This is a genomic window from Micromonospora sp. ZG13, from assembly GCF_059359355.1.
Genome location: NZ_JCADBQ010000016.1, coordinates 131,611 through 142,156, shown reverse-complemented (window position 1 = coordinate 142,156; position 10,546 = coordinate 131,611). Strand labels below are relative to the sequence as shown.

Below are 10,546 nucleotides of genomic sequence, written 5' to 3'. Positions count from 1 at the left end.
TTGTAGGCGGTGGATTTCGGGTCGAGGGTGTGCAGGAACCACAGGCGTTGCTGCGCGAACGACAACACCCGACCCGGTGCCGGAGGCCCGCCGTCGCGCGGGACCGGATCCGGCCCCGCTGCGGTGCGGACGTCCTCCTCCGGGGCCGGCGCCGAGGCCAGCTCGGCCCGCAGGCGCTCGGCCATCGCGGCCACGGTCTGCGCCTCGAACACGATCGCCGCCGAGACCGGCAGGCCGAACCGCTCGCGTAGCCGGACGGCGACCATCGTGGCCCGCAGCGAGTGCCCGCCCAGGGCGAAGAAGTTGTCGTCCCGGTTCGGCGACTGGCCGAGCACGTCGGTCCACACCTGCGCCACCCGCCGCTCCAGCTCGTCGCGCGGCGCCTCGCCGACCCGCTCCGCCGGTGCGGGCAGCGCGGCCCGGTCCAGCTTGCCGTGCGGCGTGAGCGGCAGGGCGGCGAGCCGGACCCACGCGGCGGGAACCATCGTGGCCGGCAGGTACCGGGCCGCGTGCTCGGCCAGCGCCGCGTCGTCCGGGCCGGCCTCGGGCACGACGTACCCGACGAGCCGGGGGCCCGCCGTGCCCTGGTGCAGGCCGACGGCGGCGGCCCGCACGTCCGGATGGCGCAGCAGCACGCTCTCGATCTCGCCCAGCTCGATGCGGTGACCGTGCAGCTTCACCTGGTCGTCGACCCGGCCGGCGAAGTGGTAGGTGCCGTCCGGGAGCTGACGCGCCAGGTCACCGGTGCGGTAGAGGCGACTGCCGGGCGGCCCGTACGGGTCGGGCGGGAAGCGTTCGGCGGTCAGGGCGGGACGGTCGTGGTACCCGCGCGCCACGCCCGGCCCGCCGATGAACACCTCACCGAGGCTGCCGGCCGGCACCGGGCGCAGGTCGTCGGCGAGCAGCCGGATGACGGCGCCCGCGGCCGGCAGCCCGAGCGACGGCGGGCCGTCGCCCTCGACCGCCACCTCCCCGGCCATCGCCAGCACGGTGGCCTCGGTCGGCCCGTACAGGTTGACCGTGGTGAACGTGTGCTCGGGCCGGGGACGCGCCAGCAGCTGCTGGCCCCCCGCGCCGAGGATGCGCAGCGCCCATTCGGGCGGCGCCGGCCGGGTCAGCACCTCCTCGGCGAGCGGGGTGGGCAGGGTCGCCGAGGTGATCGCGTGCGCGGTGAGCCAGTCCACCAGCCGGTCGGGATCGACCCGGGTCTCCTCGTCGGGCAGCCAGAGGCTGGCGCCGGCCACCAGTGGCGCCCAGATGTCCCACACCGAGGCGTCGAAGCCGGGCGAGAAGAGGTGCAGGCAGCGGTCGTCGGGACCGAGCCGCTCCGCGTCGGCCCGCCAGCCGGCCAGCCCGCGCAGCGAGCCGTGCTCCACCATGACCCCCTTCGGCAGGCCGGTGGAGCCGGAGGTGTAGATCACGTAGGCGAGGTCGCCCGGGCCGACCGGAACGGCGGGCGGGCCGTCGGGGTACGCGGCGAGCGTGGCCCGGTCGTCGTCGAGCAGGACGACCGGGGTTCCGGGGACCACCAGGTCGGCCCGGACCAGCGACCGTACGGTGACGAGCACCCGCGCCCGGGAGTCGGTGAGCATGTGCCGGACCCGCTGCGGGGGATAGCCGGCGTCGATGGGCAGGTACGCGGCGCCGGCGGTGAGCGCCGCCAGTACGCTGACGATCCCGTCGACCCCGCGCGGCAGCAGGACGGCGACCAGGTCGCCGCGGCGTACCCCCGTGGCCCGCAGGTGGTGGGCCAGCCGGTTGCTGCGGGCGCGCAGCTCCCCGTAGGTGACCAGGGCGTCGTCCGTGCCCAGCGCCGGCGCGTCGTCGGGATGCCGGGCGATCACCTCATGGACGAGGTCCGCGTGGCGTGGCGTGACCTCGGCGGGCGACCGGGCGGGGACGGGGTTCGCTGACCAACCGCTTTCCTTGATCATGATGCGCGGGATGCTGCCAGCGCGGCACGCGCGTCGTCAATGGAATCGGGCCGGGCTAGGGGCTCTCCGGGCCATTGTTGGGGCCGGTCAGGCCTCTCGCGGGAGCTGGTTCGGGCGGGACCCGGCCGGACCCGCCCCGCGGCGGGCCTGGCCGCCGGCAGCCGCCTCGACGGCGGGGCGGCTCACCTAGACAGGCGGTCGACGACCTCGGCGGCGGTGACCACCTCGCCGAGCTGACCCAGCGTCTCCAGGCTCGCCCGGTGCGTCTCGTCGGTCGCGGCGGTGCAGGCGTCGGCGACGACCACCGGCCGGTAGCCGTGGTTGACGGCCTCGAACACGGTGCCGGTGACGGAGAGGTTGGTGGCGACGCCGGTGAACAGGAGGGTGTCCACGCCCCGGCGGCGCAGCACCGTGTCGAGTTCGGTGCCGAAGAAGCCGGTGAGGCGGACGTGGGTGATGACGACGTCGCCGGCCTCCGGCATGAGTTCGTCGACGATCCGGGCCTTCGGCGCGCCTTCGAGGAACGCCTGCCGCTCCCGGACCATCGCGAAGCTGGGCGTGTTGGGGATCAGGTCCGGGTAGCCGGGCCGGTGGGCGACCCGCGTGTAGGTGACGAGCCCGCCGCTGGCCCGTACGGCCGTGGCGACCTGTGCCGCGTACGAGGCGACGCGGTGCCGGGTGACCTGCTCGGCGAAGAACGGGCCGAACACGCCGTCGGGGCTGACGACCTCGTGCTGCCAGTGGACGCCGACGACGGCCGTCCGCATCGGGTCGAGTTCTCGCATCGTCCCTCCCGTCACGGGGCGGAGAGCTGCTGCGGCGTCGGCTGGTAGCCCCGTCCGCCCGCGCCGGCCGGCCCTCTGCCGTACGCGTCGAGGCGCCCCCACCGCCCGGGAATGTCGAGCAGCGCCACGAAGTCGAGACTAGCGGGCAGAGCGGGCCTGATCACAAGGTCTTCGCCGACCGGGTTGAGTCCGAGCATCGTGCGCAGCAGCAGCAGGGTGGCACCGGCGGACCACGCCTGCGGGCTGCACGCGGTCGGGTAGTTGACCGGGTACTTGGTCTCGTCGCGGCGGTAGCCGGCGAAGGCCTCGGGCAGGCGGCCGTCGTAGAAGACCGCCGCGTCGAGGATCCCGGCGGCGATCCGGGCCGCCTCGTCGGCGTACCCGTAGCGGCGCAGCCCCCAGGCGATGAACGAGTTGTCGAACGGCCAGATCGTCCCGACGTGGTAGCCGATCGGGTTGTAGCGGCCCGAGCCCTCGGCCAGCGTACGCACCCCCCAGCCGCTGAACAGCGCGGGCGACATCAGGTGGCGCACCAGGGCGGCGGCCTTCGGCTCGTCGACGATGCCGCTCCACAGCAGGTGGCCGATGTTGGACGACAGGGCGTCGACCTGGCGGCCGTCGCCGTCGAGCGCGAGGGCCATGTACTCGCCGTCGGCGACCCAGAAGTCGTGGTTGAACCGCCGCTTGAGGTCGGCGGCCTCCCGCTCCAGCCGGTCCGCGTACGCCGGGTCGTGCCAGACGGCCCGGGCGAGCCGGGCGGTGCGCATCTTCGCGTCGTACGCGTACCCCTGCAACTCGCAGGTCGCCCTGGGGAAGCCGGGCAGTCGCCCGTCGCGGTACGAGATGCCGTCCCAGGAGTCCTTCCAGCACTGGTTCTCCAGGCCGTTGCGGGTGTTGCGCCGCTGGTAGGAGATGTAGCCGCTGCCCGTCAGGTCGGCGTAGTGGTCGATCCAGTCGACCGCCGCCCGCGCCTGCTGTTCGACTGAGCGGACGAGCTCGACGTCGCCGCTCCAGCGCTCGTACTCGTCGAGCAGCACCAGGAACAGGGGAGTGGCGTCGGCGCTGCCGAAGTACGGGGTGTGCGGCGTCTCCTCGAACACGCTCATCTCCCCGTACCGCATCTCGTGCAGGATCCGGCCGGGCTCCTCCTCCCGGAAGTCGTCGACCCGGCTGCCCTGCCGGAACGCGAGCACCTGAAGCGTGGTGGCGGCGAGGTCGGGCGCGAACGGCAGCGTCTGGAGGCTGGTGAGGATGCTGTCCCGGCCGAACAGGCTCATGAACCAGGGCAGGCCGGCCGCCGGCACGCTGCGGTCCTCGGCGAGGAAGGGGCTGAACCGCAGCGCGGCCAGGTCGATGAGGCTGCGCCGGTACGCGCCGCGCAGCGGCTCCCAGCCGGATTCCAGCCGGGGCGCCTCGGCCAGCCAGTCCTTGAGCCGGCGCTCCTTGTCCTGGCTGCGCGTCGCCCGCGCGGGGATCGTGAGTCGTTCCAGTCCTCGCGGCATCGGCAGGTCCGGCTTGGCGGTCAGCCGCGTCCGCCACTGGCTGTGCGGTTCGAGGTGGACCCTGAGCGTCAGCCCGTCGTCGTCCAGTTCCGCCGGCGTCGCCGCGGAGACGATCGTCTCCCGCCGGAAGCGGTCGCGCTGGTAGCCGAGCACGAGGCAGCCGTCGTCGACGCGCCGGTAGTGCCGGCCCTTCTTCCGCGCCGTCGCGTCCTTGACCTCGAAGACGTCGGCGAAGTCGGCGTCCACCTCGACCCGGAGGGTCACGTCGACCGGCCGGTCCTCGTGGTTGATGACGCACAGCTCCTCGTGCAGGCCGGAGTCGAGCGTGTGTATCCGACGCACCGACAGTGTGCTGTTGACGTAGACGTCCTGGCGGCCCGGGACCAGGTAGAACCGGTTCTCGAAGTAGTGGATGTCGTCGATCGCCAGGGTGCTCAACCGCTCCCCGTCGATGGTCAGCACCCACTTCGACAGCAGGCGCGTGTCGTGGGCGAACAGCCCGAGGGGGGTGTCCGGTGACGGGACGATGTCGCCGGCGCGGTCGCAGACCATGAAGGTCGTGCCGTCCAGGATGCCGACCTGCTCGTCATCCATGGCCACCTCCCCGGCGTCGTGGGTCGGCCGAGGCGGGCGGCGGCGGGAACAGCTTCCGGACGGTCGCGAAGAGCCGAGGGCTGCCCGCCACGGCCGCCTCGCCGCGCAGCACGGTGGTCAGGAAGTAGGCCTCCCCGCTGGCGATCCGGTCGAAGACCTCGCGGTCCGCCTCGACGACCGCGTCCCCGCCGGTGGCCGTGGCCTCCTCGGAGACCCTGATGTCGCCCTTCTCGATGGAGACCAGCCAGTGGTCGGTCCGGCCGTCGCGGCTGATGTCGAAGCGCACGCTGCCCTCGTCGATCGCCCTCAGCCGGCGGTCGTGCCCACGGCGCGCAAGGCCGTGGAAGAAATCCCGGGTGACATCCGCCATCGCGACCCCTCCTCACCGGCCACGATTCCCCGGAAACGCCGCTACCGCCTCACCCACAGAGGGTGAACTTCGCCGAAGCGGACCCACCGGGCCGCGCTCGCTGCCGGCCGGCCCCGCACCGCCCGCCGTGGCGCGTGGGTCGGCCCGGCCGACACCCGCCCCGCCGCCCGGCATCGCCACTAGCCTGGGACCCGATGGATCCCATCCAGGCGACGCTGCTCGTCGCCGCCGGTGTCGCCACGGGTGCCTTCAACGCGGTCGCGGGCGGCGGTTCCCTGATCGCCTTCTCGGCGCTGATCGCCGCCGGCATACCGCCGCTCACCGCCAAGCTGACCAGCACCGTCGCCGTCTTTCCCGGCAACGTGGCGAGCGTCGCCGGAGGGTACCGGGACCTGCCGCCCCGCGGAGACGTCCGGCGCGTCCTGCCCGCGGCGGTCCTCGGCGGCGTCGCGGGCTCGGTGCTGCTGCTGGTGACACCCAACCGCGTCTTCGACGCGATCGTGCCGTTCCTGGTGCTCGCCGCGTCGGCCGTCCTCGGGCTCCAGGACCGGCTGGACGGGCTGGTCCGGCGCTCCGTCCTGCGGCATGGGCGGGAACACCCGGCGGCCCTGCAGGTGTCCGTCGCCCTGGGCGGCGTCTACGGCGGCTACATCGGCGCCGGCTTCGGCATCGTCCTGGTCGCCGGGCTGGCGCTCCTCCAGCACGAACCGCTCACCAGGACGATCGCCCTGAAGAACCTGCTGTCGGCCGTCATCTCGTTCACGGCGGTGGTGCTCTACGTTCTGTTCGGCAACGTCAACTGGGCGGGGGTGGCGATCCTCGCCCCGGCCACGGTCGTCGGCGGCTACGTCGGTGCCCGACTGCTCCGCAGACTCCCCGGCGGCCCGCTCAGGGCGGTGGTCGTCGCGTTCGGGGTGCTCTTCGGGCTGTTCCTGCTGGGGCGCAACGTCCTGTAGACCGCGCTGCCGCGCTCGACCGACGCTGGCGAGATCCGGCCCCGACGACGGGACGGGCCCCTGCCACCCGCTCGGATGACAGGGGCCCGTGCCGCGCCGGTCAGCTCAGCGGGACCTGGCGGGCGAGCGCGGCACCGCCGGCCTCGAAGGCGGCCAGGACGGAGGTGGGCGTGCCACCGGTCGTCGGCACCACGACGGTCACCGGGCGGCCGGAGCGCACCTGCACCGAGCGCTCACCGAGCGACCGGTCGCCGTCCCAGGTGTGCAGGTACACCGTGCCGGCGCGGTCGGCCCGGACGGTCACCTGCACGCCACCGGCCACCTGCCGCTGGTCGGTCAGCCGCAGCGCCCGCTCGGGCAGCCGGGTGACGGCGGCCGGAGCGACGCCGTCCACCGCCGACTGCGCGATGGTCTGCGGGCTGTGCACGCTGCGGGCGGCGGTGTCCGGGAAGACCGGGGCGCTGGGCTGCCGCTGGGCCGGGGTGAGGCCGGGCAGGGTGACCAGGCCGTAGCGGTACGGGTCGGCCCGTACGCCGGTGAAGGTGGACCAGCCCAGCCGGGACTGGGAGCTGAGGTCCTGGGTGTCCGAGTCGTACACCAGCACGTTGAAGCCCATCCGCGCCGGATCGATCGCGTCGGGCAGCACCGCGAACGGGATGCGCGCCTCGATCGTGTAGCCGGTGTACGGCGCGGTGACCTTGCTGACCACGGTCATCCCCGGGGCGGTCGTGGCGCCCGGTCCCTGCCGGTTGTCGGCGTCGCGCTGCCAGCACGGCGGGTCGCCGTTGGCGGGGTCGTCGGTGACCGGGAAGATGCCCGCCTTGAACACGGTGGAGGTGTCCGTCGAGTTCCCCTTCGGGTCGACGATGATCTCCACGCTGTCGGTGCGCCGCTGCCGCTTGCAGTCCTGCGGCACCACCTTCTTGCCGAGCACGTCGTCGGTGACCTGTACGAACACGACGAGCGCGTCCTCGGTATAGGCGATGCGGCCGGTGGCCGAGGCGTCCTGTGGCGTGGTGGCCTGCCCCTCCCAGATGCGGGACAGGTCCAGTTCCTCACCGGGGTACTCGCCGGGGGAGGCCACCCCGTCGACGGCGTGGTCGTGCCCGGCGTGCGGCACCTCGCTGGTCGGCACGATCTCCAGGGCGCCGGTCTCCACGGTGCTGCCCGCGCCGCTGGTGGTGGTGATGGTGATCCCGTAGTCGCCGCCGTCGCCGCCCTCGTTGGCGGTCGGCAGGCTGGCGTCGCTGTTGGTGACGGTGAAGGTGACCGCCCCGGTCGCGCCCGGCGCGAGGGCGGCGTAGCTCTTCGTCGCCGCGTCGGCGGTGAAGCCGGCCGGCAGGCCGAGGGCGACCGTGCCGCTCTGGGCGGTCTCGCCGTGGTTGCGCAGGTCGACCCGGACGGTCCGGCTCTTGCCGGAGCCGATGGTCAGCACCGGCTTGATCAGGGTGTCCAGCTGCGGGTAGCCGCTGTCACCGGCCCAGCTGCGGAACAGCCCCACCTCGGGCAGCGGCTCCAGGGTGCCGCGTACGTCGGCGACCACCCGGACCGCGCGGTCCGTGCGGCCGGTGCCCTGCCCGGTGGTCAGGGACGCGCCGACGAGGTGCTGGGCGTTGGTGTCGGCGCCCGCGGGGACGGTCACGGTGAAGGTGACGGTCCGCTCCTTGCCGGCCGGTACGGCGCCGCGCACCGCGCCGGAGCCGGTGGCCGTCCAGCCCTGCGGCAGCCGCAGGGAGACCCGGGGCGAGGTGAGCGCCCGGTTGCCCGGCGCCCGCACGTGGGCCGTGACCTCGACGCTCTGCCCGGGGGCGAGGTCGAACCGGTCGGCGGTCAGGTAGAGCTCGGTGCCCCGGGGCAGCCCGCCAGCGGCCGGGGGCAGCACCGAGCCGCGCAGGATCGCCTCGGGGGAGGTGTCCGCCGGGTCGTACGGGACGCGGCTGTCGACCAGGGTGTAGAAGTCGCAGCGGATCTTCGCGGGGTCGGTGGGGGCGGAGGCGGTGTTGGCCCAGCCCTGGGTGACGTAGTCCCGGCGGGCGTCGACCTCGACCTCGGCCCAGGTCTTGCCGCCGGCGCTGCGCGCACCCTCCCAGACGCCGAAGACCTGGTCGGTCGGGACGGCCGGCACGAAGCCGGCGGCGCACTGCGGCCCGGTCGACGAGCTGCCGGTGCCGCCGGTACGCAGGAACTTCGCCGCCCGGAAGGGCGTGAGCCCCTCCCTGGTGATCTGCTCGGGGAAGGCCTTCGGGTCGGCGGCGGCGTGGAACGCCTCGGCGGCGAACCGGGCGGCCTGCTGGTGGTTGCCGTGGTTGCCGGGCGTCGGCGACGGGTTCATCGTCATGACGATCTCGGGCCGGGTCTGCCGGATCACCCGGACGATCTGGCCCAGCGTGTCGTCGTGCCCCCAGATCTGCTCGGACAGGGGCGCGGAGGCGGTGTACCAGAAGTCGACGCGGTCGAGGTTGTAGAGGTTCTCCACCCCGGCGCGGCCGATCGCGGTGCGCTCCTCGCGCTCGCGGATGATGCCCAGCGGCGGGCCCTCCTCGAGGCCGACGGCGTTGCCGCCGCCCTCGCCCCGGGTGATGGTGACGACGCCGGCCTTGGCGCCGTGCTTCTCCTTCCACTGGCCGAGGGTGGCGAGGCTGCCGGCCTCGTCGTCGGGGTGCGCGCTGACGAAGAGGACGTCCAGGTCGACGGCGTCGGTCGGCCGGGCGTCGGAGGGGGCGGCGAGGGCCACGGCCGGTGTCCCGGACAGGGCCAGGGCGAGCGCCGTGGGTAGCAGGAACGCCTTGAGACGCATGCAGATCCTTTCGCGTGGAGCGAGGTCCGCGCAGCGGCCGGCGACATCGGACGCACGGGCGTCGACGTGGGGGTCGCGGTCGGACGGTGAGAGGGCGGGCAGGGGCGCCGGGCCCGAGGAGCGCCGGCGTCACCTCAGGTACGCAGCGGCACGGGGGTCCGTACACACTGGAAGGCCTTCGCCCGGTGACGCTAGGGACCGGCGCGGCGGCCCGTCAATGCTTTGCAAGGTCTTTCTTAATTTGCGAAAGAAACTAACTCCCCGCCAGGCGAGAGAATGCCGGCGGTGAGGTCGCCCGACCGTCGACCCCGAGAGGGCGCGAAGTAAGGGCGTTTCTGCTGCTCACGGAGGAGGCCGCAAGGTAACGAGACGGTTTCGTTACTTGACTCGATAGTTCGTTCGCCGTAGGAAGGAAGTGTGACAGACGTGGTGACGCCACCAACGAGCCCGGTGAGCCGGGAGCGGTCGAAGGAGATCAAGCGGTTGTCCGTGATCTCCACCGCCCGCCAGGTGCGGCTGCTCTCGCGCGCCGAGCTGACGGAGCTCACCGGGCTGAGCCCCGCCACGCTCACCCCGCTCGTGCGGGAGCTGATCGCCGAGGGCTACCTCATCGAGCGCGGCCCCGGGACGTCCCGCACGGGGCGGCCCCGGGCGATGCTGGAGTTCAACCCCCGGGCCGAACTGGTCGCCGCCGTCTCCCTGGAACCGTCCCGGATCAGCTGCGAGATCGCCGACAGCGACGGCACGGTGATCGCCCACCGCGCCGTCCGGCTCGCCGGCGACATCGTCGACACCATCTGCCGCTCGGTGCCCGAACTCGCCGGCGACGGCCTGCCGGCGCTGCGCGGGGTGGCCATCGCCGCGCCCGGCGTCTCCACCGGCGGTGCGGTGCGCCTGGCCCCCTCGGTCGGCCTCGTCGAAGGGCGGCCGGTGGGGGAGTCGGTGCAGCGGCACCTCGGGGTGCCGGTGGTGGTGGACAACGACGTGAACCTGATGGCGGCCGGCGAGCACGCCGTCGGCGCCGGCAGCGACGTCGCCGACCTGCTGCTGCTGCACGTGGCCGACGGCATCGGCGCCGGTCTGGTGCTCGACGGGCAGGTCCGCCGGGGCGCCGGCGGGGCCGCCGGCGAGGTCGGCTTCCTGCCGCTGGACCCGACCGACCGCGGCCACGACGGGATCGGCCCGTTCGAGGCCCGCTGGTCGGAGAACGCCATCGCCGAGCGGATGGTGGCGCTGGCCCCCGGGCGGCGGCCGGACTCGCCCGTGGCCGACCTGGTGGCGCTGGCCGCCACCGACGAGCGGGCCGCCGCCTACCTCGACGACGTGCTCGCGGCCTGGTCGCGGCTGATCGTCTCCTGCGTCTGCGTCGTCGATCCCGGGCGGGTGCTGCTCAGCGGCGCCGCCGCCCACCTCGACGACGCCGCCGTGGACCGGCTCCAGGCGCTGGTCACGGCCGCCGCGCCCAGCGCCACCGAGGTACGCCGGGCGGTGCTCGGCGACCGGGCGGTGCTGCACGGGGCGGTCAGCTACGCCCTCTCCGCGGCCGCCGCCGGGATGCCGACCCTGCTGCCGGCCCCTTGACCACACACCACGCACACCGCAGTTCCC

7 protein-coding genes are annotated in these 10,546 nt (G+C 73.9%); 2 read left to right on the top strand and 5 right to left on the bottom strand.

What is annotated here, in order from left to right; translation table 11 throughout:
* The 4 genes from AC5L34_RS25430 to AC5L34_RS25415 form a co-directional block, all read right to left on the bottom strand.
* Nucleotides 1–1,934, bottom strand: a 1,934-nt coding sequence (locus tag AC5L34_RS25430; RefSeq protein WP_494827266.1) for a non-ribosomal peptide synthetase, incomplete at its 3' end; no start/stop codon positions are given.
* A 182-nt stretch (nt 1,935–2,116) separates the two neighbouring features.
* Nucleotides 2,117–2,719, bottom strand: a complete 603-nt coding sequence (locus AC5L34_RS25425; protein WP_441177235.1) for a cysteine hydrolase family protein — start codon at nt 2,717–2,719, stop codon at nt 2,117–2,119.
* An 11-nt stretch (nt 2,720–2,730) separates the two neighbouring features.
* A complete protein-coding gene (locus tag AC5L34_RS25420) occupies nt 2,731–4,815 on the bottom strand; it encodes an amylo-alpha-1,6-glucosidase (RefSeq protein WP_441177234.1) in 2,085 nt (694 codons plus the stop codon).
* Nucleotides 4,808–5,185: an SCP2 sterol-binding domain-containing protein gene (locus AC5L34_RS25415; RefSeq protein WP_441177233.1), complete on the bottom strand. Its 378-nt coding sequence runs from the start codon at nt 5,183–5,185 to the stop codon at nt 4,808–4,810. The genes AC5L34_RS25420 and AC5L34_RS25415 overlap by 8 nt, the downstream gene beginning before the upstream one ends.
* 194 nt (nt 5,186–5,379) lie before the next feature.
* Here AC5L34_RS25415 and AC5L34_RS25410 point away from each other — a divergent pair, with 194 nt between their 5' ends.
* Nucleotides 5,380–6,141 carry a sulfite exporter TauE/SafE family protein gene (locus AC5L34_RS25410; RefSeq protein ID WP_441177232.1) on the top strand — a complete coding sequence of 254 codons (762 nt, stop codon included), beginning with the start codon at nt 5,380–5,382 and terminating at the stop codon, nt 6,139–6,141.
* 100 nt (nt 6,142–6,241) lie between these two features.
* On the opposite strand, the gene AC5L34_RS25405 is transcribed toward AC5L34_RS25410, so the two are convergent.
* Complete coding sequence (locus AC5L34_RS25405; protein ID WP_441177231.1) at nt 6,242–8,938, bottom strand: sugar-binding protein; 2,697 nt, start codon at nt 8,936–8,938, stop codon at nt 6,242–6,244.
* 417 nt (nt 8,939–9,355) lie between these two features.
* Between AC5L34_RS25405 and AC5L34_RS25400 the strand changes: the two genes are divergently transcribed.
* Nucleotides 9,356–10,519, top strand: coding sequence for an ROK family protein (locus tag AC5L34_RS25400; protein WP_441177230.1), 1,164 nt, complete (start codon nt 9,356–9,358; stop codon nt 10,517–10,519).
* Nucleotides 10,520–10,546 lie beyond the last annotated feature (27 nt).